Genomic DNA, 24,146 nt, shown 5'->3' with positions numbered 1-24,146 from the left:
AATGGATTACACACAACGCATTAACCAATGTTTAGACAAAGTTTTGTCCAATCAAGGCAGTTTAACTGAGGCGATGCGTTATAGTGTTTTGTGTGGTGGCAAGCGTTTTCGACCGATTTTAACCTATACTGTGGCTGATACTTTTGGTGCCAATCTTGATCAGGTGGATTCTAGTGCTTGTGCAGTGGAATTAATTCACGCTTATTCTTTAATTCATGACGATTTGCCTGCAATGGATGATGACGATATTCGCCATAATCAACCGGCTTGTCACAAGCGATTTGGTGAAGCGCAAGCTATTTTAACGGGGGATGGCTTGCAGGCTTTGGCTTTTGAGGTATTGGCCAGTGACAATCAGTTGTCAGCTGTTGTTCGAATTGATATGTTGCAAGCGTTAACTCAGGCGGCTTTTGAAATGGCAGAAGGGCAATCCATTGATTTAGGTGTGGTTTCAAAAATAATTGATGTGAACACTTTAAAAGATATGCACCAGAAGAAAACAGGTGCTCTGCTTAGTTGTGCGGTAAAAATGGGTGCTTTAATTTCTGATTGTAATGCTAAGGACAGCCAAGCATTAATGCATTTTGCTAAAAACATTGGTTTGGCTTATCAAATTCAAGATGATGTATTAGATGTGCTGACACCTGAAGAAGTTTTGGGCAAAAAACAAAATTCCGATGCAGAAAAAAACAAACCCACTTATCCTGCCTTGTTGGGCTTGGAGGCTTCAAAAGTTGAGTATGAAAACCTTTATCAACAAGCACGCAATAATTTACAAGCATTGAGCGTGGATACTGAAAAGTTACAAGCGCTTACACAAAAATTACAAAGCAGAAGATTTTAAAACTTAGCTAAAATACTGCCCCAACTAAAGCCACCACCAATGCCTTCAAGCAATAAACTTTGCCCTTTTTGAATGCGGCCATCACGCACGGCTATATCAAGTGCCAAAGGAATTGAGGCAGCAGAAGTATTGCCATGCTTGTCCAGCGTAACAATGACTTTGTCCATGGGCGTATTAATGCGTTTAGCAACGGCTGAAATAATACGGATATTGGCTTGATGTGGCACCATCCAATCCAACTCTTCTGCCGTCATATTGCAGGCTGTCAAAGTGTCTTGTGCCAAAGACGACAATCGGCTGACAGCAATTTTAAAGACTTCATTGCCTGCCATTTCAATAAAACCTGTTTCATTAATACGGGTGTTGTTCACCTGCAAAGAAGACAGATAACTGCCATCACTAAAAAGTTTTGAATGTAAAATCCCTGTTTCTTCGCTACCACTCAGCACAACAGCGCCAGCACCATCACCAAATAAAATAGCGGTAGCTCGATCGTTCCAATCAACAATACGAGATAGGGTTTCACTACCAACGACCAATACTTTATTGGCAGCACCTGTTTTAATGTACTGCTCGGCAGTGGTTAATGCAAAAACAAAACCTGCGCAAACTGATTGCAAATCAAAAGCAGGGCAGTTGGCACCAATGGCATTTTGCAACATGGTAGCGGTGGCAGGAAAAATTTTATCGGGTGTGGTAGTGGCTAAAATAATTAAATCCAATTCACTGGGTGCAATGCCTGCCATATCAAGTGCATTATTGGCAGCAATTACCGCCAAGTCGCAAGTGCTTTCATCGGTTACTCTGCGCCTTTCTTTAATACCTGTTCTACTGGTAATCCATTCATCTGATGTGTCAATAGTTTTAGACAGGTCATCGTTGGTGACAACCATTGGTGGTAAATAAGAACCTGTGCCAATAATTCTTGCAAATTTATTCATGGTTTTGTTTTAATTCTAGTGAAACTTGCGTGGCTATTTTTTCGGTAATTTTAACTTGCACTTCAAGATACGCTTCTTTAATTGCTTGAAAAAATGAATCGGCATTAGCGCTACCATGGCTTTTAACCACAATACCTCGTAATCCCAACAAACTAGCGCCATTATACTTTCCAGGATCAAGACTGGATTTAAAGTCTTTTAAAACTGGCGTGGCAATCAGGGCGATTAACTTGGTAAAGATATTTTTGGTAAAAGCTCGTTTGAGATAATGCCCCATCATTGATGCCACGCCTTCGCTGGCTTTGAGTGCAATATTACCCTCAAAGCCATCGCAAACCACCAAATCAACGGTGCCTTTGTAGATATCATTGCCTTCAATGAAGCCGACATAATTTAGGTTTGATGCCTTTAGCAACTCTGAAGTTTTTTTAATCTTATCGTTACCTTTCATTTCTTCTTCGCCAATGTTAAGTAATCCAACAGTAGGGGAGGTGATATTTTCAGTATATTTTACTGCAATAGCCCCCATGATTGCAAACTCAAGCAGTGCCTCGGGCTTAGAATCAACATTTGCCCCTAAATCCAGCATATGTATATGTCCGCCCACGGTTGGCATACGCCCCATAATCGCAGGACGATCAATACCTTTAATGGTTTTAAGGACAAAGCGGGAAATTGCCATTAAAGCACCAGTATTACCCGCACTGACGCAGGCATCAGTCGCCCCATCTTTGACTAAATTAATGGCAACACGCATGGAGGAATCTTTCTTTTTTCGCAACGCTATTGAGGGCGATTCATGCATAGCAATCGTTTCGCTGGCATGTGTAACGCTAAAGCGCTTGGCGTATTTTTTGGCGTGAGGATGCTTATCAAGTTCTGCTTGAATACTAGACTGATCACCTACAAAAACCAAATGTAAGTCTAAAAATGCGCCCAAGGCCTTAATACCCGCTACAATAGTAGTAGGTATACCGTAATCACCCCCTGAGGCATCAATCGATACCTTGATTGACATTTTGGTGTTTAGGCTTCTACTTCTGGAATTTCGTCTGCTTTGTTGATTACTTGTTTGCCACGGTAATAGCCGTCAGCGGTAATGTGGTGACGCAAGTGTGTTTCACCTGTTTCTTGATCTTCAGATAAAGCTGGATTTTTTAATGCATTGTGTGAGCGACGCATGCCTCTCTTTGAAGGGGTTTTTCTACTTTTTTGTACGGCCATTTCTTACTCCTTATTTTTTAACTGTTGTAATATTGCAAAAGGATTTTCACGCTTTTGCTTATTTATTGGTTGTGTGTCTTGATACGATGCGCACTCATGCTTATGCATAGGTGTCATCGGCACAGATATTAACACCTCATCCGTTATAAATTCTATTGTCGAAAATTCCTCGTCAGTATTCAGAATTGTCTCAAAGTTTGCACTTAACGCCTCCCCTTGTTGTTCGTTTTTTAAGAAAGCAAGCTGAAACTTGGGTTCTAAATGAACACTGACTTCATCTAAGCACCGTTGACAGGTAAGTGCCAAATCTAACTTTATTTCACCTTTAACACAAGGAATCCTACCTTCTTCAAGGCTAAAATTAAGAGCAACATTAACCGCTGCATCTTGATTGCTAGCAAGTGCGCTAATCCTAGGGAAATCTCTCACTTGATAGACTTGTGAGAAGATTAACGCCTTGGTGGCGAACTTAAAAAGTTTAATTTGTTCCGGTATTCCTTGCTTCATCATAAAAACCTGATAATTTTACCAAAAATAAAGAGTGTTATGCATTTAATTTAATCGCTGTCTGCTGGCTTCAAATAGAGCGATCCCCGTTGCCACTGAAACATTGAGGCTTTCTATGTTACCTTGCATTGGGATCATAGCCAGTTGATCGCAAGATTTCTTAGTCAATGAGCGCAACCCTGAGCCTTCAGATCCCATAATAATGGCACTGGGTGTGGTTAAATCTACTTGATAGAGTGAGGTTTCTGTTGAACCATCTAAGCCAATTACCCAGATATTGTTTTCTTTCAGCGCTTTAATTGTGCGTGCAAGATTTGTTACTGAGAATATTTTGAGTTGATTGAGTGCGCCGGCTGAAGTTTTATGCACAAGTGCACTAATGGGTGCCGACCCATCCTTGTTAATTATGACACAGTCCACACCGGCAGCATTGGCACTACGCAAGCAAGCACCTAAATTTCTTGGGTCTTGAATGGAGTCTAAAATTAGTATTAAAGCGGTTTTTTCCAGTTTGCTAATGTGGCTCATCAATCCATCTTGATTGGGTAAAGTAGGTAGCAATATTTCTGCAGCAATACCTTGGTGTACTTGATTCTTGGTGAGTTTATTCAGTTGTTGTTTACTGGTCGGGAAGGTGTTAAAGCCGAGCTGATTAAGCTGTGTGGTTATTATATTTAAGCGTTTGTCGTGACGATTGTCCAGTGTGTAGATTTTGAGTAAGCACTCTGGATTGCTTTCTAATTGTGCTTGGATTGAGTGGAACCCAAAAATGATGATAGATTTAGACATAAATAAGAGGGGTTATAGCTTGTGTTTAAAAATTTCTATATAAGCATTTTTGCGTAAGTTTTTCACCCAACTTTGAAAAAAAGCATTTTGCTTGTTGTAAATAAGTTGAGCTTTAATGTTATTCCAGTGCTCTTCTGTTGTTATATTGTCTTTCTTGGGATTGTTGAGTATTTCATCGTCAATTTCTTCTGGCGTTATGGTGATGTTGTTTTGTTGTAACACAATTTGTTTCAGCCCTTTAAGCGCAAGGTCTTGAGTGACGGTTTCAACAATTTGAGCAAATTGATTGTTGGCACGCAGTTGCGCTAAAGTTAAGCCGTTTCGTGTGGCAATATTTTCTAGGGCGGCATTAATAATTTCTAGTTTGGGTTTGATGCCCAGCGTTTGTATCTTTTCTTGTTGTAGTTCAATGTCAATTTTTTGCTCAATTAGCGCTATTTTTTGCTCTGTTGTGGCGTCTTTATCGATTAAATCATTGATATTATCCATGGTGATAATGGTGTCATTGATAACTGCAACAATACTGTTTGGCACAGCGAATGTGGTCAACGAAAATGTTAGTAAAAGTGTCAATAGATTTTTCAATGGAGCCCCATATTTTAGTTGTTTAATCGGTTAAATAATTTGGTATTTCTTTTCTTAGGCGCTCAACTAAAGTAGAGTCACTTGAGGCAAGACCTTTAAGTATTAATTCAAATTTGGTTATTTCGTCATAAATCCCGGTACTTGTGTATTCGTTAAAATGTGCAATACGCACTGCCCAACAACAAGATTCATAGGCAATACCAAAGGTCTTTTTGTTGTTAATTGAATCCGTTAACGAGCGGTTAATACCTGCAAATAAATGGACTTTTTGGGTAATTGGGTAAGCGCCATATATACCTGCTGACCTTTGTTCGCCATCATCTTCATGTGTAAAATTAATGAATTTTTTAGGGTTTACAACATAGCCAAGCATGCTACTACTTTTGGCTATTTTACTGGTATCTGGATCGTATTGCAAGGCATTGCCCAATGTAAATTTATTTAAAGTTAGTGCAATATCGGTGGCAATATTTGAGTATTTGTCTTGAGGGACTAAATTGCCATCTGTGTCCAAAGTTGTGTCATCTAAGTGGCGTGCTTGTGCAATTTTTAGTGCCAAATAGGTTGCTCCTGTTTTTTTATTAATGAGATCAGATTCTAGACCAATAACAATATCGTTGGTTTTGCTAATTCTGTCAAGACCGGTAAACTTTTTACCTGAAAAGAGATTTTCATACGACGCATTTATTTTTTCAGAATCGAAATTAGCCAAGGCACTTTGGTCTCTTTCTGGTGTGTAGTTGTAAGCCAATCTTGGGTTTAGTGTTTGTGTTAAGTTTTTAGCAAATAAATGAGTGTCTCTTTCAAGGAATAATGTAGAGTCAATGTTAAGGCTGTATATGGAGCGACCTTCGTTTGCTCTGTTATCCATTAAATATTTGGTTTTAGAGGCAACAAATTTAGGTCGCATTGAATAAGTGTCAGTTTTAATGTTACGGGCAAAAACTGCTTGCGTATGAATACGAGTACCTGTTTCTTTGGTGGCATCTGTATGTTTAAACTTGGTGCCTATTATCGAAAGATTAATTTCCCTATTGTCTGGATTTGTGATTTTTTTACTAAGGGAAATTTCGGGCATACGGGTGTATTCTGCATTGCCAGAGAGTAATTGTTCGTTCTCAGCAAATATTGATGCGCTCAGATTGTTTTTTTTGTTTTCATAGGCCACATTGATGGAGGACATTAGTGTGGTTTTATCTGTATTTTCATGGGTAATTTCTTTAAAGTATTCACGGTCAGACACGCGATTAGTGATAAGGGTTAATTCAGTTTTATCGTTTAAAGAAAGATCTAATTGTGTATTGAGTAACCATCGGTTGCTCTTTTTTATTTTGTCTTGATTGAGATAATGGCCTTGAATTTCAACACGACCTTTGTTTAATAATTGACGGTATGTGCCTTCGATGACACTACCTCGAGTAGTGAGTTGATTAAGTGTTAATAAAAAATCTCGCTCAGGGGCAAGATTAAAATAGTAAGGAATACGAAACTGATAACCTTTATTTTCACTAGAATCTGATTCGGTATAACGGCTGATGCTTGGTATTAAAAAACCAGAATCTCTGCCTTTTAGTATCCATTCATGATGTGGCGTATAAAAGATTGGCACACCCATAAATTCAATGGTCACATTTTCAGCAATGCCACGGTTAGTTTTTGGGTTGATTGTAACTTTATTTGCTTTTACTTGCCAGTCTGTGTTGCCTATTGGACATAAACTATAAGTCATTGAATCAAAGGTTTGCTTACTGCCATCGTTGGTAATTTTTTTTGCCTGTCCATTAATTTTAGTACCTATATAATGGTATTGAGCTTGCTCAAAAATAGACTGCGTTACCGCACCTTGCTTTTTAATAAGAATGTTGTCAGCAGTAAGCATAATTTGCTTGCCTTGGAATTTAACATTGCCACTGGCGCTTGAAGCTTCGGTGGTTTTTTCTACCATGATTTTATCTGCTGATAGATAAAATTCGGCTGAATTTAAAGAGGCGTTGCCAGTTAGCAAATAGTTACCCTTGTTGCCCTCACTGTAATCTGCAACTACCTTAATATTTTTAGCGTCTGTGGTAAGAACTTGTTTGGGGAAAAGCAATGGCGTGTTGTTGCAACTAATAGCATGCTCTATTTCTTGTGCGCTGACCACGCTCGGCAACCAAACAAATATAAAAAGAGCAAGTTGCCTTCTCATTAAATAACCCCAAATTAGTGTAATAAAATAATTGCAAATTTTAACATTATCTGCGTTTATTTTTTAACTATTAGAAACCTTTGCATAAATATGAGTAATTATCAAGAAGCCACTTTTTACCCACTTAGTCATTTTTCAAACCCAGTCTTAGTCCTACTGGGGCAAGACTTGAAGAGGCTGAGATTGTTGCTAAAACTAAAGAAGTGGAATGCTGCTGAAAAAATCTGTTATTATAATTAAAGTTGAGGGGTTAGAAGTCAAGGATGAACTGTTAGATAAGCAAGTAATTCAAGATGTTGCAAACGATGAAGTAGTAGAAAAAACTGCTGATACAGTACCAAGTGCATAGTATCTATATAATATATTTACCCCCCTTAATTGGGGGTTTTCGGTGCAATAATGCTTAAAAATAAGGATAAAAGATGAAAAAAAGTTATAGTAGCGTTTTAATTCTCGCTGGGTTGTTATTTATGGTATTTGGGTTATCTGTTCAGGCAGAATGGACTACCTATACTGAGTCAAAGAAATCTGCTCGCTGGACTCCTGTTTATGACAAGGCTAAGGATGTTGAAGACAGAGATGTTTTTTTGGATTGGGTAGATGAAGGAAGTGCTGCATATATAGCAAGTGAGCAAAGAGAAGAACCTCATGATGAGGCTGCAGTAAAAAAAGTAAATACCTTGGTAAAAAAAGTACAGAGCGGCGATGGCTATTTCTTAGTTGAGTATGACGGGGCTGAAATTAAAGTTATGCTTAAAGGTATAGACACGCCAGAAGTCGTTAAAAGACACATTTGCTGTAGGTTTGATGCTGATTATGAAAATATGACAGAGGCGTATAAAGATCTACATGTTAAAGCAGGCGCTGTTGTTAAGGAGTATGTAGAATATATTCTATTAAATAGAATGGTGTATATGTCAGACCCTGTTGTTAAAGATAGGTGGGGTAGATTCATTGTTGATTTAGAAGTACAAAGTTACAAAACAGGCTATAGTTTGCGTGATTTATTAATAAGTGTTGGTTATGGTAAAGAATGGCACAATCAGTTTAAGGTTGGTAGTAGAAGACCTGTGTGGAGTGTTGACGATCTTAATGCAATAATAGATAACGCTAAACAGAATATAAGAAGCATAGCCCCGCCAGAAACAAATACGCAATAAGCACCATAAGTGAGACCTTTGCATAAATATGAATAATCATCAAGAATTCTCGTTTCACCCACTTGGTAATTTTTTAAACCCAGCCTTAGCCCTGCTAGGACAATATTTAAGAAAATTACCAAGTGGGCAAAAATTGAATTTTGTTAATCATCCATGTTTATGCAAAGGTCTCTAAATAATAATGGCCCCATTAATTTGGGGCTTTTTATTATTCAATGTTTAAGAAAATCATCAATTTGGCAAAAATTGAATTTTTCTAATCATCCATTAATTATGCAAATTTTTCTAAAAAATATAATAAATAAAAGGGTCATTAGTGAAAATGCTTTGGGTAAAATGGTTGGGAATTTTGTAATTTAATAAATGGATAAAGCATATGGCTTGGAATGATGATAAAAAGAATCCTTGGGGCGGCAATGGTCAGACGCCACCTGAGTTAGATGAAGTAATTAGAGATTTTAAAGATAAATTTAGTGGTATTTTTGGTGGCAAACCACGCTCAAATTCAAATTCTGAAAAATCTATCACACCATCAGCAGGAGGCGCCAAATATATCTTTATTATTGGCTTGTTGTTATGGCTTGCGTCCGGTGTTTATATTATTGACCCTGCTGAAAAAGGTGTGGTATTGCGTTTTGGTGCGTTTCAAGAGGAAACTGGACAAGGTCCACATTGGCATTTTCCGTATCCAATTGAGAGCTTAAGTCGTGTTAATGTTGAAGAAATTCAAGACATGCAAATTGGCTATAGAGATGCTGTTAGAAATCGTCGTGGTGGCAATGTGTCGTCTGAATCACTAATGTTAACCAAAGGTGAAAATATGATTAACGCTAAGTTTGCCGTACAATATAGAATTAATGATGCTCAAGCGTATTTATTTAATGTTGCTAATCCTAAGATGACTTTGCGCCAAGTGGTTGAAAGCGCTATCCGTCAAGTGGTTGGTAAAAATTCTATGGACTATGTCTTAACCGAAGGTCGTGTGGCAATTGCAGACAGTATTAAGGAAAAATCACAAGAATTGCTTGATGTTTATCAGGTAGGTTTAAGGATCACAACCGTTAATATGCAAGATGCACAACCGCCAGAGCCAGTGCAAGCGGCGTTTTCTGATGCGGTAAAAGCGCGTGAAGACAAACAACGCTTGATTAATGAAGCACAAACTTATGCAAACGATATTTTGCCAAAATCTCGTGGTAAAGCAGCACGCATATTAGAAGAATCCAAAGCCTATAAGTCAAAGGTAGTCTCCAAGTCTGAAGGTGAGGCATCACGCTTTAAACAGATTTTAGCGGAATACACAAAGGCGCCCAAGGTGACTAAAGAGCGTTTGTATCGTGAAACCATGGAAAATGTGTTGGCGAATACCAGTAAGGTGGTGGTTGATTCAAAGGCAAATAGCATGATGTATTTGCCGATTGACAAGTTGTTGAATAATAATGCACAACCTAACAAGATTGTTGTTCAAGATTCACAGTCAGATCAAGTTAGACAGGGTAACAGCATTAGAAATGTTTTCCGCAATAGAGAGGTTAGATAATGAAAAAAATGATATTAATTATTTTGGTGATTTTACTGTTTGTTGTTAGTTCGGCGTTATATACAGTGAGTGAAACACAAATAGCAGTTAAGTTGCGTTTAGGTGAAATTATTACCGTTGATCAAAAGCCGGGGCTTAAATTCAAAACTCCTTTTGTTAATAATGTGGTAAAGTTTGACAATCGCATTCAGACATTAGATGCCCCTGCAGAGCGTTTTTTAACCGGTGAAAAGAAGAATGTTAATGTTGATTATTATGTAAAGTGGCGCATTATTGATGCTGAACAGTTTTACAAGTCAACGGGTGGCAATATGGTGAGAACCAATAATCGTTTAGCGCAAATCATCAAAACTGGACTTAAGAGTGAATTTTCTAAGCGCAGCATTGCCGATGTGGTTTTTGGTGAGCGTAGTGAAATTATGACAAACATCAAGCAGTTAGCAAAAAAAGACATTAGTAAGTTCGGTATCGAAATTATTGATGTGCGTATCAAGCGTATTGACTTGTCTCAAGAAGTGCTAAATTCGGTGTATCGTCGTATGCAAGCAGAGCGTCATCGTGTTGCTAAAGAGTTTAGATCAAAAGGTGCAGAGGAAGCGGAAATTATTCGTGCGGCAGCTGATAAAGAGCGCACCATTATCTTGGCAAATGCTTATCGTGATTCTGAAAAGATTCGAGGTGAAGGAGATGCAGCTTCTGCCAGTAACTATGCTGAAGCTTACAATAAGGATGCAGAGTTTTATTCGTTCTATCGGGCATTAGAATCTTACAAAAAATCATTTACTGGACGAAACGACATTATGGTGTTAAATCCAAACACAGAATTCTTTCGTTACTTTAAATAATTATTGTGAGCACTTGGCAATTACCTGAAGGCATCGATGAGTTGACCGGCGATAAAGCACTGGTGTTTGAATCTATACGCAGGCAGTTAATTGATTTGTATGTTGAAAAAGGTTTTAATCTGGTTATTCCACCGATGGTGGAAAATGTTGAGTCGTTGTTACTTACTAGCGATTCAGTGAATGAAAAAACCTTTAAGTTTCTAGATCCTGTTAGTGGTAAAATGCTGGGTGTACACGCTGATATTACCCCACAAATTGCACGCATTGACGCTAAAAAAGACAGTGGAAAAGTAGAAAAGTATTGTTATATTAATGCTATTTTACAAACCAAAGCTGATGATTTTTATGCGTCACGCTCGCCAATTCAAGCAGGTGCGGAATTATATGGATCTGATGACATTGACGCAGATGTTGAGGTGATTGAACTGATGCTTGAGAGTTTAAAGTTGCTTACCATCAGTCCAATTGCCTTAAGTCTAGGGAATGTTGCTATTTTTGACGCTTTAATTGAAAGTGAATCGTTGGACGATGAGCAAGCGATGACACTTCGGCAAATCTTTGTTAAGCGCTCTGTGCCAGATTTGTCGGTATTTTTAAGTGACAATGCTTTAAAAAATCCTGAAAAATTTAGCGCATTGATTACTTTAGAGGGTGATGCGAGTGTGCTGGAGGAAGCGTTGATTTTATTTGAAGATTTTCCGCAAGCGAAGACAGCAATTGAAGATTTGGTTCGCATTAATGCTCAACTAAGTAATGCAAATGTTCAAGTGGTGCTCGATCTTGGCGAACTTAAAACTTATGAGTATCATACAGGTGTTATATTTTCTGCTTATAACGAGCATTATTCAAAGGCATTGGCACAAGGGGGTCGTTACAATGGACTGAGTGCGTCGTTTGGGCAATCAAGGGCAGCAACAGGATTTTCATTTGATTTGAAGTTTTTATCAAAAAAACAAAATAATTAGGAATTTAATATGTCAAAAAATGTAGTCATCATTGGCACGCAATGGGGTGATGAGGGAAAAGGCAAAATAGTGGATTTAATCACGGACAAAGTGGCCAGCGTTGTGCGCTTTCAAGGCGGACACAATGCAGGGCATACTTTGGTTATCGATGGCCAAAAAACCGTATTGCACCTTATTCCGTCCGGCATTTTGCGTGATAGTGTTGAGTGTTTAATCGGCCACGGTGTGGTTCTTTCTATGTCGGCACTAATTAAAGAGTTGGGTGAGTTAGATGCGGCTGGCGTTGATGCAAAATCGCGCCTCAAAATCTCACCGGGTTGTCCTTTGATTATGCCTTATCATGTTGCACTTGATAATGCGCGTGAAATTAAGCGTGGTAAATCTGCAATTGGCACGACAGGTAACGGCATTGGCCCTGCGTACGAAGACAAAGTAGCCCGTCGTGGATTGCGTGTTGGTGATTTATTGGATTTAAAATCGTTTGCTGAGAAACTTAAAGAAGTTATGGAGTATCATAATTTTGCATTGAGTAATTATTATGGTGCTGATGCCTTGGATTACGACACTGTTTTGGTAGAAGCTTTGGCGCAAGCTAAAACGGTAATTCCAATGATTACAGATGTAACAGAACAAATTCATCAACATATTGCCAACCATGAAAATATCTTATTTGAAGGCGCACAGGGTGCATTGCTTGATATTGATCAAGGCACTTATCCTTTTGTAACTTCATCAAATACCACATCAGGTGGTGCTGTCACAGGTTCAGGTGTTGGTGTGACGGATATTGATTATGTTGTTGGTATTGTTAAGGCTTATACCACCCGTGTTGGTGGCGGGCCGTTTCCAACAGAATTGATTTACGATGTTGCTACCGATGAAGGTGATGAGATTGGCAAAGTGTTGGGCACGGTGGGTCATGAATTTGGTGCAACTACGGGGCGTCAGCGTCGTTGTGGTTGGCTGGATATGGTAACACTTAATCGCTCATTTAATTTAAACGCTGTTACGGGTATTTGCCTAACTAAATTAGATGTTTTAGATTCTTTAGACAGTATTAAAATTTGTATTGCCTATGAGTTGAATGGCAAACAAATTACCACACCACCGTATGACGCACAAGGTTACGCTGACGCTAAACCTGTTTATATTGAAATGCCGGGTTGGAACACTTCCACTATTGGTAGTGATTCATTTGACGGTTTGCCGCAACAGGCACAAGACTACATTCGTAAAATTGAAGAACTTTCAAATTTGCCTGTAGATATTTTATCCACCGGTCCAGATCGAGATGAAACGCTGATTTTGAACCATCCATTTGACGAGTAAATAAATTATGAATGACCCGCACCAAAAAAGAGAATCAGACAAGTACGACAACCCAATTCCTTCAAGAGAATATATTCTTGAATATATTGCCAAACAGCCCCATTCATTTTACGATTTGTGCGATGCACTTGAAGTAACGGGTAAGCAAAAAAAACCTTTAACACATCGCCTTAAAGCAATGGTTCGTGATCGACAATTAAACATGAACCGTGAAGGTATGTATGATATTTTTGATACGGAAAGAGACATTGTTGTTGGCACTATTAATGCCAACCCCAAAGGCTTTGGTTTTGTAGTGTTGGATGAAGGCGGGAAAGATTTACGCCTCTCTGCCTATCAAATGAAGCAAGTTTTCCATGGCGATAGAGTGAAGGTAAGAATGCTTGATCAGCGTGGTGATTCTGAAATTATTGAAGTGCTTAAAAGCCTTAAAACTGTAGTAGGGCGCTTACATATTAATTCTGAAAAATCTTGGATAGTGGTTGACGATAGACGCATTTGCAACAATATTATTATTTCTGAAATTAGTGATGACAATAAAAATGAACAAATTGTTATTGTTGAAATCGTTGAAGCACCAACACTTAAAGAACTTGCCAAGGGCAAAATTATTCAAATTCTTGGCGATTATATGGATGAAGGTGTTGAAACCGAAGCTGCGCTTTATCGTAATGGCATTCCTGTGGATTTTTCAGAAGAAGCCTTAGCACAAACCGAACACTTGCCAACCGAAGTAACCGCACAAGATAAGCAAGACCGTGTTGATATTACTGATATGAAACTGGTTACCATTGATGGCGAAGATTCTCGTGATTTTGATGATGCTGTTTATGCCGAACCTACCTCTAATGGTTGGAAATTAGTGGTTGCTATTGCTGATGTTTCTCATTATGTTGAAGAGGGAACGGCGCTTGATATGGATGCAATTGAGCGTGGAAATTCGGTTTATTTTCCAAGACGCGTAGTGCCGATGCTTCCTGAAGCGATTTCCAATGGGCTGTGTTCAATTAATCCTGATGTAGAGCGCTTGTGTATGACTTGCGAAATGAACATTGATTCAGAAGGTAATTTGATTGATTATAAATTTTATTCAGCAGTGATGTTCTCACACGCACGCCTAACTTACACCAAAGTGGGTAAGATTTTAGAAGACCACGACCCAGCATTAACACAAGAGTATGCGAGTGTTATGGGTAATTTAAATGCCTTGTATGATTTATATAAAGCCTTAAAAGATGCCAGAACTCGACGAGGCGTCATGGATTTTGACCGCATTGAAACACAAATTCTGTTTGATGATAAAGGCAAAATTAGCAACATCGTTGCCACTTCTCGTAACGATGCACACAAACTTATTGAAGAATGTATGCTTATGGCAAACCAAGCCACAGCAAAGTATTTGGCTAAAAATGATGAAGATTTCTTGTATCGTATTCACCCTAAGCCAACCGCAGAAAAGGTCGAGGTTACTCGTCAATTTTTGACTGCTGTCGGCTTAACCTTAGAAGGTGGCGAACAACCAGAAACCAAGCACTTTGCCAAAGTATTAGAAAATGCCAAAGGGCGAGACGATGAAAATATCATTAAAACTGTTGTGTTACGCACAATGAAGCAAGCAGTTTATACGCCTGCTAATGAAGGGCACTTTGGTTTAGCCTTTGAAGATTACACGCATTTCACATCCCCAATCAGACGCTATCCCGACTTATTGGTGCATCGTGCCATTAAGCGTGTTTTGGCTAAAAAAACCAGAAAACCAAGCAAGAGAATGGTTGAGCTCGGTGCCGAATTGTCCGTAACAGAGCGCAGAGCAGACGAAGCCACTCGTGATGTGGAAAAATGGCTGAAATGCGAATATATGCGTGATAAAGTTGGTGAAACTTTCAATGGCATTATTTCTGGTGTAATGGGTTTTGGTATCTTTATTGAACTTACCGATGTTTATACCGAAGGCATGATTTCTATTCGTGATATGAAAGATGATTACTATGCTTTTGATGATATTCACCACAAACTTAAAGGTGAGCGCACAGGTAAAACTTTTCAACTTGGCGACACTATAAAGGTTCAAGTGGCTTCTGTTAATTTAGATGATAGGCAAATGGTGTTTATACCTTCTACCTGAATTCAAAAATAGAGTCGCCTGTCATTAGTAAGTGCTGTTGATCTTATTGAGTTTTGTTAATTATCTATATTTATTATAAAAGTCTTTATTTGATGTAATAAATTTGTTTTTAGCAACTGGGTAGATGATTGTCACAAAAAAATCAGAGTTCTAATAAGGCAAAGTACAAAAAGCCATCGAGCAACTTAACCAAGAAATTGTTATTGTCGTTAAAGGGGCAACATACAATACAAACACAAACGGTTTTGTTGTCAATGGAGAGGAGCAAATCGATGAAAGTGGTTACTCAGTTTTCAGTGCAGCGATCTGAAGGGCGATGGTTTGGATGGTTTGCTTGTCGGTGCTTATCAGGCTGACTCAGATGGAAAATTCAGCACAGTTAAATCTTATATTATCTTCAAAAAAAACCGACACCAAGGACTTCATTTAACAAAACTTAGTAGCAATTCAAAATACGACATTGGCTATTTAGGCGACAAAAATGCTAATACACTTACAGGTAGCCACAACGATGAAATTTTTGTTACTAGCACAGACAATGATATTCTAATAAAATTTGTCCTTTGTTCGACAGCCATATCTAATACAGAAATTTCATAAGGTTTAAAACAAAAATTGCATTTTACCAATCGTTGTATTTACACAAAGGTCTCATGTTGTTTATTTTTTGAAAAATAGTATTCGATTGAATTTGAATATTAATCAGTTACTGCACCTTTGGAAGCAGATTGGGCCAATTTGGCAAACTTAGCCAATACACCTTTGGTGTAGTTTGGTTTGGGCTGTATCCAATGAGACAGGCGTTTATCAATAACAGATTGCTCAACCAAGAGTTCCAAGCTGTTATTTTCGGCATCGATTAAAATTTCATCGCCATCTTCAACCACAGCCAGCACGCCACCTTTAAAGGCTTCTGGAGTAATGTGACCTACCACAAAACCATGAGTGCCACCAGAGAAACGACCATCGGTAATAAGAGCAACTTTACCCCCCAAACCTTTACCCATAACGGCAGAAGTAGGGGCAAGCATTTCACGCATACCAGGGCCACCAGCAGGGCCTTCGTAGCGAATAACAATAACATCACCCGCCTGAATATCATCGTCTAAAATTGCTGCTAGCGCCTCTTCTTCGCGGCCAAAACATTTTGCCACCCCTCTAAAACTCAAGCCTTCTTTGCCAGTGATTTTTGCCACTGCACCATCAGCAGCAAGATTGCCACGCAAAATTCTAAGATGTGAATCTTTTTTAATGGGATTATCTAGCGCCCTGATGATGTCTTGAGAATCGGCATAGGGCTTAACATTTTCTAAGTTTTGCGCCATAGTTTGACCGGTAACTGTCATGCAATCGCCGTGTAACAATCCCGCTTTTAATAACATTTTCATCAGGGGTAGCGTGCCACCAATTTCCACCAACTCACTCATCATATATTTTCCCGATGGCTTAAGGTCGGCAATCACAGGTACATTTTTACCAATACGAGTAAAGTCGTCAATGGTTAAATTAACACCAGCGGCATTGGCCATGGCAATCAAGTGCAAAACTGCATTGGTAGAGCCACCTAGGGCAATAATCACAGTAATTGCATTTTCGAATGCATTCATTGTCATAATGTCATTTGGCTTAATGTCTTTTTCTAATAAATGAAGTACCGCCTCACCCGCACGAATACAATCGTTATTTTTGTCCGCTGAAATGGCATCTTGGGCAGAAGAATTTGGCAAACTCATGCCCAATGCTTCAATTGCACTTGCCATGGTATTTGCTGTGTACATACCGCCACAAGATCCTGCACCCGGGATGGCTGTTTTTTCAATGTTTTCCAATTCAATTGCATCAATTGCATTATTGGCGTATTGACCCACCGCTTCAAATACACTCACCACATCAGTATGATTTTCACCCGGTTGAATCGTGCCACCGTAAACGAAAATACTTGGGCGATTAAGGCGCGCTAGACCAATAATACAACCGGGCATATTTTTATCACATCCCCCAATCGCAACCACGCCATCAAAACCTTGGCAGCCAACCACAGTTTCAATGGAATCGGCAATCACTTCACGAGAAACTAGAGAGTATTTCATCCCCTCAGACCCCATAGAAATGCCATCTGAAATAGTAATAGTATTAAAAATAACACCTTTGCCACCCGCAGTATTAACGCCTTTTTCTGCTTCATCAGCCAGTTTGTTAATGTGCATATTGCACGGCGTTACCATTGACCATGTGCTTGCTATGCCCACTTGAGGTTTGTTAAAATCCTCTTTTTTAAAACCAACAGGATATAACATGGCGCGACTGGGTGCTCGTTCATAGCCATCAACCACTTGAGAGGAATATTTTCTTGAATTTGAAGACATAATCATTTGTATTAGATATAAAGCACTGAATTTTAGACTAAAATAAAACCTTTCTCAACGCCTTTTTTAAAACCCAATTGGATATAGCGCAACAAATATTGAACTTAATCACCCCTTTTGTTAAGGAGGGTAAGATTTTGCCCAGAACTTATGCACAAATTAACAGTAATATTACAGATTTTGTATGGATTGAGCGGTCTGGAAAATTGGTTGCTTGTGTGGGGTTAAAAAATTGTCAAGAAGGCGGCATGGGTGAAATTTATGCTTTGGCAGTATCGGAACAAGTGCAAAATCAAGGGGTTTCAGTTGGCTTATTAAATAAAGTCATACAAAAAGCATTTGCTGGTAATCTTTCCAAAGTATTTGCCTTGTCTAAACATAACGCCGATTGGTTTTTAAAGCAAGGTTTTGTAGAAATGGAAATTAGCGAATTGCCAAAAAAACGCCAAGACTTATTTGACTATCAGCGTAATTCATCTATCTTTTTTAAGGACATTCGTCATGAAAATTAAAGAACGCATTCGGGGCTATTTACCCGTTGTAATTGACATAGAAACGGGTGGTTTTAATGAGAAAACCGATGCTATGCTTGAGATTTGTGCCATTATAATTGGCATTAATGATGACGGTATTTTTTACCCAAAAGACCCGCAGCATTTTCATATAGAGCCCTTTAAAGGTGCCAATCTTGAATCGGCAGCCCTCAAATTTAACGGCATTGATGTGTACAATCCATTGCGTATGGCAGTTACTGAAAAACAGGCGCTTAATGAGATTTTTCAATCTGTTCATGCGGAAATGAAAAACGAAGTATGCACTCGTGCTATTTTAGTTGGGCACAATGCTTTTTTTGATTTAGGTTTTTTGCGTGCTGCCACTGAAAGAAGCAAACTTAAAAGTCCTTTTCATCAATTTTCAACCATTGATACGGTTAGCCTTTCAGCGTTATATTATGGCGAAACTGTTCTGGCTAAGGCAATGCGTGTGGCTAATATTGAGTGGAATGATGCCAGTGCTCATTCTGCACTTTATGACACGCAAAAAACTGCTGAACTTTTTTGTCAAATTTTCAATGCTCAATCGTATAATTGAGACCTTTGCACAAATATGAATAACCACCCATTCAGCAAAAATTGAATTTTGCTCATTATTATATTTACGCAAAAGTCCCTAAGTAAGTTTTGCTTGATTTTTTTCAGTCCAATCTTTAATTTCTTGGGTCAGCATTGTGGCTGATTTCTCTGTAATATTAATAGGCTTACCAATCACCACGGTAATCGTACCGGGATATTTGATAAAACTGCCTTTGGGCCATAATTTACCTGCATTATGACACACAGGGCAAATATCGCAACCCGCCTTTTTAGCAATGGCAACACCGCCTTTTTGATAGTTGCCAAGTTGCCCATAAGGTTGGCGTGTGCCTTCAGGATATATGACGACAAAAATACCTTCTTGAATGCGGGTAACACCTTGTTTGATAACTTTTTTAAGCGCCTTAAGTTTTTCGCCACGGTTGATAATAATGGGTCTGAGTAACGCCAAACCCCAGCCAAAAACAGGTATCCATAACAATTCTTGTTTTAGCACCCAAGTTTGTTGTGCAAATATTTTTTGAAAAGCAAATGTCTCCCAAGTGGATTGATGGTTGGAAACGATGACACAAGTCGATGTCGGAATGTTTTCTTCACCAATGACTTGAGTTGTAATATTGCAAGTGATGCGTAACCACCAAATATTAAAAATAGCCCATTGTGATATTATTTTATAGCGAATGTTGAAAGGCAATAAAGCGCCCATCATAGCAATGAAAAATACAATAAAAGCAAAGATAAGCATACCAAGGAAATAGGCAAGTGAGCGAATTAGTAACATAGTTTATTTTTTAGTGGACACATTAAAATCGCCTTTGATTGTTCATATTCATACAAAGGTTTTATTTTATATGAGACCTTTGCATAAATCTGAATGATTGGCAAAATCAATGTTTTGCCAAGCGAATAAAAAGCAGATGGTTTACTATTAACGCAAAGGTCTCTGTGGGATAAGGGCGACAGGTAAAATGCCTAGAATATTAAGCAAACCTGTAAAGAGAAGAGGAAGTTATGAACACTATTTTATTTGATTTAGATGGTACTTTGGTTAATACAGCGCCAGATTTGGCGTATGCATTAAATACATTGTTGTTAGAGCATAACTTAGAGAAAAAGCCATATGCAGACATTGAGCCTTTGGTGTCCTTTGGCGGCAAAGCCTTGGTAAGTATGGGGTTTGATTGCGATGAATCACATCCTAAATTCAGCGAAAGACACCAAAGATTGTTAGAAATTTATACCAATAATATTGACAAATATTCAGCAACTTTTCCTGGTATTGACGCCTTAATAGTGTTACTTAAAAAGCAAGGATTGCTTTGGGGGATTGTGACCAACAAGCCTGAGAATTTAACCCAGTTGTTACTAAACAAATTAAATATTCAACCAGATGTTGTGGTATGCGGCAACACCTTAGAATATAATAAGCCACATCCTGCACCGCTACTTTATGCTTGTGCGCAATTAGCGGTGGAGCCAAAGTCGTGTTTGTTTATTGGTGACGATAAAAACGATATGATTGCAGGTAAAAATGCAGGTATTAAAACTGTAGCAGTAACTTATGGCTATGGTAAGGTTGAGCAGAATTGGGGTTATGATTATTTGATTAACACCGTTAAGGAGTTGGAAAAATGGATATTGTAATATCGATATTGTTAGTCATTTTGGTGGTTTTGGTGGTATTTTTATTGCGTAAAAAAGAGGCGACAACCGATATTGATGCACCTATTAAGGCCTTAGAAGAAGCGTTTAAAAATGAGTTAAAAATAAATCGTGAAGAAATTAATACGATTGCCAAAGAAAATAGAAAAGAATTGAACGACTCAATTCAAGTATTAGAAAAATCATTAACAGAAACAGTTGATAAAAAATTCAACCAACAACAGGAAAAACAAAGGCAACTTAACCAAGAAGCTGGCATTATTATCAAAGAAAAGTTTAGCGATTTTAATCAGCAACAAACACAATTTAATCAACAGGCAACGGACAATATTAAGCATATTGAAAAAACAGTTAGCACTCAATTAACCAATATTAGAGAAGAAAATAGCAAAAAATTAGAGCAAATGCGTCAAACCGTTGATGAAAAATTACAAAGCACTTTGGAGAAGCGCTTAGGCGAATCTTTTAAACAAGTTAGTGAACGATTGGAGCAAGTGCATATAGGCTTAGGGGAGATGAAAAGTGTTGCCAACGATGTGGGTGATTTGAAAAAAGTGTTATCAAATGTTAAAACTAGAGGCACTTTAGGGGAGTATCAATTGGGTGCTATTTTAGAGCAAATGCTCTCTCCAGAGCAATACGCTTGTAATGTTGCAACTAAAAAAGGCTCTCAGGCTAATGTTGAATTTGCCATTAAATTGCCAGGTAAAGAGGACGGTGAAGTATGGATACCGATAGATGCTAAGTACCCAAGAGAAGACTATGAAAGGCTGATTGATGCTTATGAATTGGGCGATAAAATAAAAATAGAAGCGTTCCAGAAAAAAGTATTAAAATCCATTGAATTGTTTGCCAAAGACATTGCCAGCAAATACATTGACCCGCCACATACCACTGATTTTGCGGTGATGTATTTGCCTGATGAGGGTCTGTATGCTGAAGTATTAAGACATGTAAAATTGTTTGAAAAACTACAAAGACAATATAAAATTACCATTACTGGCCCCACGACGCTGGCGGCTTTTTTAAACAGTTTGCAAATGGGCTTTAAAACCTTGGCAATACAAAAAAGAAGTGCTGAAGTGTGGCATGTTTTGACTGAAGTAAAAACCGAGTTTGCTACATTTTCCGGTGTGTTTGAACAAGTGCAAAAGCAACTTAACACCGCTTCAGGCACCTTGGAAAAACTCAGAACAACACGCAGCAATGTATTGGAAAGAAAACTTAAAAAAGTTGAATTATTAGACAACAAGCAATCCAATTTACCTATAGACGAATTATGAATATTAAAACAAATTATCAAATTAGCGCTGGAGAATTACAAAACAAAGTTATTTTAGTCACAGGAGCAAACCGTGGTTTTGGCAAGGCAATGACGCTGGATTTGGCAAAAGCAGGTGCAACAGTGATTATGATTGGGCGTGATTTAAGCGCATTGGAGATGGCGTATGATGAAGTAGTAGAGGCAGGCTATCAAGAACCCATTCTTTATCCATTCGATTTAGAAGGGGCGACACCTGAGCATTATGAGCAACTACAAGCAGATGTTTTTGCGAATTTTGGGCAACTGGATGGACTGATTCATAACGCTGGAATCCTTGGTACAATGATGCCAATTGAGCAATACGATGTCAAATTGTGGTATTCAACAATGCAAATTAATGTCAATGCCCCCTTTATGTTGACACAATTTTTAATCCCTGCTTTGAATAAATCCACTGATGCACGCATACTGTTTTTATCGTCTTCGGTAGGGCGAGAGGCTCGTGCTTATTGGGGAGCGTATGGAGTGAGTAAATTTGCTATTGAAGGAATGAGCAAAACTTTGTTTGAAGAATTAGAAGAGACCAATATTCGCGTGAATTCGCTAGACCCAGGGAGAATGAAAACTGAAATGAGACGCACAGCATATCCTGCTGAAAATGCTGATAAAAACCCTTTGCCTGAAGATAAAAGCCCAGCGATTGTGTATTTAATGAGTAAAGAAAGTGCTGATTTAAATGGTAAGCAACTTACTTTGAGCGACGCTTAATAATGAAATTTATAACAGAAAAAAGCAAATAAATTACAAAGATAAATAGACTTAGCACGAAAGAAAAAGCACCAATTGGCACCCACAAAGTTTCATGCAGGATACCTTGGGCATCCGTATATTGTGGATACAAAGTCTGTTGAGCCAGCATAGAAATAATAGCTAAGAAGAGAAAAAATAAAGAAATTTTTAAAATTGTGTTTTTGAAAGACTTTTGCATAGAATTTTAGCGTTGTAAATCCGCTGTTAAATGCGGGTGAATGGTTTTTAAAATTTCTTTAAAAACTTTTTCATTGCCAGCCACTACATTGCCAGTTTCTAAATATTTATCCCGACCTGAAAAATCCCCCACAAAGCCACCTGCTTCTTTAATCAAAAGCACGCCAGCAGCAATGTCCCAAATATTCAACTCAATTTCCCAAAATCCATCTATTCTACCCGCAGCCAAATACGCCAAATCCAGTGCAGCAGATCCCGCACGGCGAATCCCTGACACTTTTGGATGAATTTCCTTAAACATTTCAAGATAAGCCTCTAAGTGTTGTGGCGATTTAACTGGAAAACCAGTGCCGATAAGCGTGTTTTTAAAGCCATCGGTGTTGGTTGTGCGCATTCTCTGCTCATTTAAATAAGCACCTTCGCCCTTGGAAGCGGTAAACATTTCTTCTTTAAAAGGGTCATATACCACCGCATGTGTAACTTCATTGTTCTCATGTAAGGCAATAGATACCGCATATTGAGGGAAGCCGTGTAGGTAGTTAGTAGTGCCATCTAGGGGGTCAATAATCCATTGAAAATTTGCATCGCCTAAAATCTCTCCATTTTCCTCTCCTAAGATTGAATGAGTAGGGAAGGCATATTTCAACTCGTCTATAATAGCATCCTCAGCCGCTTTGTCCACTTCAGAAACGAAGTCATTGGCGGCTTTGTTTTCAATCGTTAAAATATCAATCTGATTGTGGTATCTAAGGATGATGTCGCCAGCTTTTCTGGCAGCTTTAACGGCAATATTAAGCGTAGGATGCATATTTTTTTGAGGATGATAAATGAAAGATAAGAATTATACCTTTGATAAGGTTCGTATAGTCATGGTTAATACCACCGAACCAGGTAATATTGGCGCAGCGGCTCGTGCAATGAAAAATATGAATTTATCAAAATTGTATTTGGTCAACCCAAGAGGCTACCCCTCCGCTGTAGCAACCGCTAGAGCCAGTGGTGCAGACGATGTGCTATCCAGTGCCGTGGTGTGTGAATCACTTGAGCAGGCATTACAAGGTGTGCATTTGGTGGTTGGTGCCAGTGCCAGACAGCGTAATATCAAATGGCGTCAAATGGATGTCGTCGGCACATGTGGTGAAATTCAAAAAACCATTGCCATTGAAAATCAAACCGTTGCCGTGGTATTTGGCACAGAAAAATCAGGCCTAACCAACGAGGAATTAGATTTATGTCAAATCCTTATGACTATCCCCGGTAATCCTGATTACTTCTCCCTTAATGTTGCTTCTGCCATTCAGGTATTTGCCTATCAAAATTATGTTTATGCCACCACCACCAAATTTGAAGCCAGCAACAACGAACTTGCCAGTTTTAATGAACTGGAAAATTTCTACGAGCACCTTGCCCAAGTATTGGAGCACATTGATTATTTTGAAGAAAAGCGCCCCAAAGCTTTATTAATGCGTCGCTTAAGGCGTTTTTTTGGCAGGGCAACACCCGAGAAAGAAGAGGTTGCGATTTTTCGTGGCATTCTTAGAAATATCAAGCCTTTTAAAGGGTAGTGATTTAATGTGAGGTTTTTATATTGAAAGAGACCTTTGTATAAATATAAATAATCATCAAGAATCCACTTTTCACCCCCTTGGTAATTTTTAAACCCAGCCTTAGCTCTGCTAGGACAAGGTTTAAGAAAATTACCAAGTGGGCAAAAATTGAATTTCGCTAATC

At 38.5% G+C, this 24,146-nt stretch carries 27 protein-coding genes; 16 read left to right on the top strand and 11 right to left on the bottom strand.

What is annotated here, in order from left to right; genetic code table 11:
* The first annotated feature begins 1 nt into the window (after position 1).
* A complete protein-coding gene (locus MS2017_RS06215) occupies positions 2–844 on the top strand; it encodes a polyprenyl synthetase family protein (RefSeq protein WP_122951625.1) in 843 nt (280 codons plus the stop codon).
* Here MS2017_RS06215 and MS2017_RS06210 read toward each other — a convergent pair.
* Genes MS2017_RS06210 through MS2017_RS06180 form a run of 7 tightly spaced genes read right to left on the bottom strand, consistent with a single transcriptional unit; the run spans position 841 to position 7,078 of the window.
* The gene (locus tag MS2017_RS06210) at positions 841–1,785 is read right to left on the bottom strand and encodes a beta-ketoacyl-ACP synthase III (RefSeq protein ID WP_071563784.1); all 945 of its coding nucleotides are present in this window, start codon (positions 1,783–1,785) and stop codon (positions 841–843) included. The two genes, MS2017_RS06215 and MS2017_RS06210, sit on opposite strands and share 4 nt — an antisense overlap.
* A complete protein-coding gene (plsX, locus tag MS2017_RS06205) occupies positions 1,778–2,803 on the bottom strand; it encodes a phosphate acyltransferase PlsX (RefSeq protein WP_122951624.1) in 1,026 nt (341 codons plus the stop codon). Before plsX ends, MS2017_RS06210 begins: the two co-directional genes overlap by 8 nt.
* Positions 2,804–2,811: 8 nt before the next feature.
* Positions 2,812–3,009: a 50S ribosomal protein L32 gene (gene rpmF, locus MS2017_RS06200; RefSeq protein WP_071563786.1), complete on the bottom strand. Its 198-nt coding sequence runs from the start codon at positions 3,007–3,009 to the stop codon at positions 2,812–2,814.
* Between the two features lie 3 nt (positions 3,010–3,012).
* A complete protein-coding gene (locus MS2017_RS06195; RefSeq protein WP_241156909.1) occupies positions 3,013–3,519 on the bottom strand; it encodes a YceD family protein in 507 nt (168 codons plus the stop codon).
* Positions 3,520–3,561: 42 nt separating this feature from the next.
* Positions 3,562–4,305 (bottom strand): 23S rRNA (guanosine(2251)-2'-O)-methyltransferase RlmB, encoded by a 744-nt coding sequence (gene rlmB / locus MS2017_RS06190; protein ID WP_071563788.1) that lies wholly within the window; start codon positions 4,303–4,305, stop codon positions 3,562–3,564.
* A 12-nt stretch (positions 4,306–4,317) separates the two neighbouring features.
* Positions 4,318–4,878: a SurA N-terminal domain-containing protein gene (locus MS2017_RS06185; RefSeq protein ID WP_158009254.1), complete on the bottom strand. Its 561-nt coding sequence runs from the start codon at positions 4,876–4,878 to the stop codon at positions 4,318–4,320.
* Positions 4,879–4,912: 34 nt separating this feature from the next.
* Positions 4,913–7,078 (bottom strand): LPS-assembly protein LptD, encoded by a 2,166-nt coding sequence (locus MS2017_RS06180; RefSeq protein WP_122951621.1) that lies wholly within the window; start codon positions 7,076–7,078, stop codon positions 4,913–4,915.
* Positions 7,079–7,168: 90 nt separating this feature from the next.
* On the opposite strand from MS2017_RS06180, the gene MS2017_RS11310 reads away from it, so the two are divergent.
* The 9 genes from MS2017_RS11310 (at position 7,169) to MS2017_RS06140 (ending at position 15,642) form a co-directional block, all read left to right on the top strand.
* On the top strand, positions 7,169–7,318 hold the full coding sequence (locus MS2017_RS11310) for a hypothetical protein (RefSeq protein WP_164707637.1): 150 nt from the start codon (positions 7,169–7,171) through the stop codon (positions 7,316–7,318).
* Positions 7,319–7,500: 182 nt separating this feature from the next.
* Positions 7,501–8,238 carry a hypothetical protein gene (locus MS2017_RS06175; protein WP_071563791.1) on the top strand — a complete coding sequence of 246 codons (738 nt, stop codon included), beginning with the start codon at positions 7,501–7,503 and terminating at the stop codon, positions 8,236–8,238.
* Positions 8,239–8,266: 28 nt separating this feature from the next.
* Positions 8,267–8,413 (top strand): hypothetical protein, encoded by a 147-nt coding sequence (locus tag MS2017_RS11305; RefSeq protein ID WP_164707636.1) that lies wholly within the window; start codon positions 8,267–8,269, stop codon positions 8,411–8,413.
* 201 nt (positions 8,414–8,614) lie between these two features.
* Positions 8,615–9,778 (top strand): FtsH protease activity modulator HflK, encoded by a 1,164-nt coding sequence (gene hflK / locus MS2017_RS06165; protein ID WP_122951619.1) that lies wholly within the window; start codon positions 8,615–8,617, stop codon positions 9,776–9,778.
* Positions 9,778–10,623: a protease modulator HflC gene (gene hflC / locus MS2017_RS06160; RefSeq protein ID WP_122951618.1), complete on the top strand. Its 846-nt coding sequence runs from the start codon at positions 9,778–9,780 to the stop codon at positions 10,621–10,623. The genes hflK and hflC overlap by 1 nt, the downstream gene beginning before the upstream one ends.
* A 5-nt stretch (positions 10,624–10,628) precedes the next feature.
* On the top strand, positions 10,629–11,588 hold the full coding sequence (locus MS2017_RS06155; protein ID WP_122951617.1) for an ATP phosphoribosyltransferase regulatory subunit: 960 nt from the start codon (positions 10,629–10,631) through the stop codon (positions 11,586–11,588).
* Between the two features lie 9 nt (positions 11,589–11,597).
* Complete coding sequence (locus MS2017_RS06150) at positions 11,598–12,917, top strand: adenylosuccinate synthase (RefSeq protein WP_122951616.1); 1,320 nt, start codon at positions 11,598–11,600, stop codon at positions 12,915–12,917.
* 7 nt (positions 12,918–12,924) lie between these two features.
* Positions 12,925–15,042: a ribonuclease R gene (gene rnr, locus MS2017_RS06145; protein ID WP_076982486.1), complete on the top strand. Its 2,118-nt coding sequence runs from the start codon at positions 12,925–12,927 to the stop codon at positions 15,040–15,042.
* A 321-nt stretch (positions 15,043–15,363) separates the two neighbouring features.
* Positions 15,364–15,642 carry a hypothetical protein gene (locus MS2017_RS06140; protein WP_122951615.1) on the top strand — a complete coding sequence of 93 codons (279 nt, stop codon included), beginning with the start codon at positions 15,364–15,366 and terminating at the stop codon, positions 15,640–15,642.
* A 98-nt stretch (positions 15,643–15,740) separates the two neighbouring features.
* Here MS2017_RS06140 and ilvD read toward each other — a convergent pair whose 3' ends face one another.
* The gene (gene ilvD / locus MS2017_RS06135) at positions 15,741–17,408 is read right to left on the bottom strand and encodes a dihydroxy-acid dehydratase (RefSeq protein WP_122951614.1); all 1,668 of its coding nucleotides are present in this window, start codon (positions 17,406–17,408) and stop codon (positions 15,741–15,743) included.
* Positions 17,409–17,545: 137 nt separating this feature from the next.
* On the opposite strand from ilvD, the gene MS2017_RS06130 reads away from it, so the two are divergent.
* Together MS2017_RS06130 and rnt are read left to right on the top strand one after the other, a co-directional pair.
* The gene (locus tag MS2017_RS06130; protein ID WP_241156908.1) at positions 17,546–17,920 is read left to right on the top strand and encodes a GNAT family N-acetyltransferase; all 375 of its coding nucleotides are present in this window, start codon (positions 17,546–17,548) and stop codon (positions 17,918–17,920) included.
* Complete coding sequence (gene rnt / locus MS2017_RS06125; protein WP_071563799.1) at positions 17,910–18,500, top strand: ribonuclease T; 591 nt, start codon at positions 17,910–17,912, stop codon at positions 18,498–18,500. Before MS2017_RS06130 ends, rnt begins: the two co-directional genes overlap by 11 nt.
* A gap of 78 nt (positions 18,501–18,578) precedes the next feature.
* Here the strand turns inward: rnt and MS2017_RS06120 are convergent, their stop codons facing one another.
* Positions 18,579–19,283, bottom strand: a complete 705-nt coding sequence (locus MS2017_RS06120; protein WP_122951612.1) for a lysophospholipid acyltransferase family protein — start codon at positions 19,281–19,283, stop codon at positions 18,579–18,581.
* Positions 19,284–19,513: 230 nt separating this feature from the next.
* Between MS2017_RS06120 and MS2017_RS06115 the strand changes: the two genes are divergently transcribed.
* The 3 genes from MS2017_RS06115 to MS2017_RS06105 are packed head-to-tail and all read left to right on the top strand — an operon-like array spanning position 19,514 to position 22,196.
* Positions 19,514–20,146 carry an HAD family hydrolase gene (locus tag MS2017_RS06115; protein WP_122951611.1) on the top strand — a complete coding sequence of 211 codons (633 nt, stop codon included), beginning with the start codon at positions 19,514–19,516 and terminating at the stop codon, positions 20,144–20,146.
* Positions 20,134–21,447, top strand: coding sequence for a DNA recombination protein RmuC (locus MS2017_RS06110; RefSeq protein ID WP_122951610.1), 1,314 nt, complete (start codon positions 20,134–20,136; stop codon positions 21,445–21,447). The genes MS2017_RS06115 and MS2017_RS06110 overlap by 13 nt, the downstream gene beginning before the upstream one ends.
* Entirely contained in the window at positions 21,444–22,196 is a 753-nt protein-coding gene (locus MS2017_RS06105; protein ID WP_071563803.1) for a YciK family oxidoreductase, read from the top strand. Before MS2017_RS06110 ends, MS2017_RS06105 begins: the two co-directional genes overlap by 4 nt.
* Here the strand turns inward: MS2017_RS06105 and MS2017_RS11905 are convergent.
* Complete coding sequence (locus MS2017_RS11905) at positions 22,177–22,416, bottom strand: DUF3955 domain-containing protein (protein ID WP_071563804.1); 240 nt, start codon at positions 22,414–22,416, stop codon at positions 22,177–22,179. The two genes, MS2017_RS06105 and MS2017_RS11905, sit on opposite strands and share 20 nt — an antisense overlap.
* 6 nt (positions 22,417–22,422) lie before the next feature.
* On the bottom strand, positions 22,423–23,223 hold the full coding sequence (locus MS2017_RS06095) for an inositol monophosphatase family protein (protein WP_122951609.1): 801 nt from the start codon (positions 23,221–23,223) through the stop codon (positions 22,423–22,425).
* 19 nt (positions 23,224–23,242) lie between these two features.
* On the opposite strand from MS2017_RS06095, the gene MS2017_RS06090 reads away from it, so the two are divergent.
* Positions 23,243–23,980 (top strand): RNA methyltransferase, encoded by a 738-nt coding sequence (locus tag MS2017_RS06090; RefSeq protein ID WP_122951608.1) that lies wholly within the window; start codon positions 23,243–23,245, stop codon positions 23,978–23,980.
* Positions 23,981–24,146 lie beyond the last annotated feature (166 nt).

The sequence above is a fragment of the Bathymodiolus thermophilus thioautotrophic gill symbiont genome (assembly GCF_003711265.1).
Taxonomy (GTDB): domain Bacteria; phylum Pseudomonadota; class Gammaproteobacteria; order PS1; family Pseudothioglobaceae; genus Thiodubiliella.
Note: the sequence above shows the minus strand (reverse complement) of the source record. Positions and strands in the feature narration are given on the sequence as shown.

Coding starts and splice junctions, on each gene's coding strand:
- MS2017_RS06215 (WP_122951625.1), top strand. CDS start 2: ATGGATTACACACAACGCATTAACCAATGTTTAGACAAAGTTTTGTCC.
- MS2017_RS06150 (WP_122951616.1), top strand. CDS start 11,598: ATGTCAAAAAATGTAGTCATCATTGGCACGCAATGGGGTGATGAGGGA.
- MS2017_RS11305 (WP_164707636.1), top strand. CDS start 8,267: ATGAATAATCATCAAGAATTCTCGTTTCACCCACTTGGTAATTTTTTA.
- MS2017_RS06195 (WP_241156909.1), bottom strand. CDS start 3,519: ATGATGAAGCAAGGAATACCGGAACAAATTAAACTTTTTAAGTTCGCC.
- MS2017_RS06090 (WP_122951608.1), top strand. CDS start 23,243: ATGAAAGATAAGAATTATACCTTTGATAAGGTTCGTATAGTCATGGTT.
- MS2017_RS06110 (WP_122951610.1), top strand. CDS start 20,134: ATGGATATTGTAATATCGATATTGTTAGTCATTTTGGTGGTTTTGGTG.
- rnt (WP_071563799.1), top strand. CDS start 17,910: ATGAAAATTAAAGAACGCATTCGGGGCTATTTACCCGTTGTAATTGAC.
- MS2017_RS11905 (WP_071563804.1), bottom strand. CDS start 22,416: ATGCAAAAGTCTTTCAAAAACACAATTTTAAAAATTTCTTTATTTTTT.
- MS2017_RS06095 (WP_122951609.1), bottom strand. CDS start 23,223: ATGCATCCTACGCTTAATATTGCCGTTAAAGCTGCCAGAAAAGCTGGC.
- rnr (WP_076982486.1), top strand. CDS start 12,925: ATGAATGACCCGCACCAAAAAAGAGAATCAGACAAGTACGACAACCCA.
- rpmF (WP_071563786.1), bottom strand. CDS start 3,009: ATGGCCGTACAAAAAAGTAGAAAAACCCCTTCAAAGAGAGGCATGCGT.
- rlmB (WP_071563788.1), bottom strand. CDS start 4,305: ATGTCTAAATCTATCATCATTTTTGGGTTCCACTCAATCCAAGCACAA.
- MS2017_RS06180 (WP_122951621.1), bottom strand. CDS start 7,078: ATGAGAAGGCAACTTGCTCTTTTTATATTTGTTTGGTTGCCGAGCGTG.
- plsX (WP_122951624.1), bottom strand. CDS start 2,803: ATGTCAATCAAGGTATCGATTGATGCCTCAGGGGGTGATTACGGTATA.
- ilvD (WP_122951614.1), bottom strand. CDS start 17,408: ATGTCTTCAAATTCAAGAAAATATTCCTCTCAAGTGGTTGATGGCTAT.
- MS2017_RS11310 (WP_164707637.1), top strand. CDS start 7,169: ATGAGTAATTATCAAGAAGCCACTTTTTACCCACTTAGTCATTTTTCA.
- hflK (WP_122951619.1), top strand. CDS start 8,615: ATGGCTTGGAATGATGATAAAAAGAATCCTTGGGGCGGCAATGGTCAG.
- MS2017_RS06115 (WP_122951611.1), top strand. CDS start 19,514: ATGAACACTATTTTATTTGATTTAGATGGTACTTTGGTTAATACAGCG.
- MS2017_RS06175 (WP_071563791.1), top strand. CDS start 7,501: ATGAAAAAAAGTTATAGTAGCGTTTTAATTCTCGCTGGGTTGTTATTT.
- MS2017_RS06105 (WP_071563803.1), top strand. CDS start 21,444: ATGAATATTAAAACAAATTATCAAATTAGCGCTGGAGAATTACAAAAC.
- MS2017_RS06210 (WP_071563784.1), bottom strand. CDS start 1,785: ATGAATAAATTTGCAAGAATTATTGGCACAGGTTCTTATTTACCACCA.
- hflC (WP_122951618.1), top strand. CDS start 9,778: ATGAAAAAAATGATATTAATTATTTTGGTGATTTTACTGTTTGTTGTT.
- MS2017_RS06120 (WP_122951612.1), bottom strand. CDS start 19,283: ATGTTACTAATTCGCTCACTTGCCTATTTCCTTGGTATGCTTATCTTT.